1 protein-coding gene is annotated in these 1121 nt (G+C 57.3%); it reads right to left on the bottom strand.

The features are described from left to right. Positions 1-1121 (bottom strand): elongation factor Tu (gene tuf / locus OKC30_RS21000; RefSeq protein WP_134996705.1); only part of this gene is annotated, 1121 nt, incomplete at both ends.

The following is a 1121-nucleotide window of genomic DNA, read 5'->3' as shown; positions in this document are numbered from 1 at the left end:
GCTACAACACCAGCACCTACGGTACGGCCACCTTCACGGATGGCGAAACGCAGGCCGTCGTCCATCGCGATCGGGGCAATCAGGGTAACAACCATCTTGATGTTGTCGCCCGGCATTACCATCTCTACGCCTTCCGGCAGTTCGATGGTACCGGTCACGTCGGTAGTACGGAAGTAGAACTGCGGACGGTAGCCCTTGAAGAACGGAGTGTGACGACCACCTTCTTCTTTGGACAGCACGTACACTTCGGATTCGAACTTGGTGTGCGGCTTGATGGTGCCCGGCTTGGCCAGTACCTGACCACGCTCTACGTCTTCACGCTTCACGCCACGCAGCAGTGCGCCAACGTTCTCACCTGCACGACCTTCGTCCAGCAGTTTGCGGAACATTTCAACGCCGGTACAGGTGGTCTTGGTGGTATCTTTGATACCAACGATTTCCACTTCTTCACCAACCTTGACGATACCGCGCTCTACACGACCGGTAACTACGGTACCACGGCCTGCGATGGAGAATACGTCTTCGATAGGCATCAGGAACGGCTGGTCAATGGCACGCTCCGGCTCCGGAATGTAGGTGTCCAGGTGGCCAGCCAGTTCCAGGATCTTCTCTTCCCACTGAGCTTCGCCTTCCAGCGCTTTCAGTGCGGAACCACGGACTACCGGCAGGTCATCACCCGGGAAGTCGTACTCGGACAGCAGTTCGCGAACTTCCATCTCGACCAGTTCCAGCAGCTCTTCGTCATCTACCATGTCGCACTTGTTCATGAACACGATGATGTACGGAACGCCTACCTGACGACCCAGCAGGATGTGCTCACGAGTCTGCGGCATCGGGCCGTCAGTCGCTGCTACTACCAGGATTGCGCCGTCCATCTGGGCAGCACCGGTGATCATGTTTTTAACGTAGTCGGCGTGACCCGGGCAATCTACGTGAGCGTAGTGGCGGGTAGCAGTGTCGTATTCTACGTGGGAGGTGTTGATGGTGATACCACGCTCACGCTCTTCCGGTGCCTTGTCGATCTGGTCGAAGGCGAAAGCTTTACCACCGAAGTGCTTGGCCAGCACGTTGGTGATGGCGGCGGTCAGGGTGGTTTTACCGTGGTCAACGTGGCCGATGGT

The organism is Aeromonas sp. QDB18 (assembly GCF_027705325.1).
In the GTDB taxonomy this organism is placed as follows: Bacteria; Pseudomonadota; Gammaproteobacteria; order Enterobacterales; family Aeromonadaceae; genus Aeromonas; species Aeromonas caviae.
The sequence above is the reverse complement of the archived record's forward strand: the minus strand, read 5'-3'. Positions and strand labels throughout refer to the sequence as shown.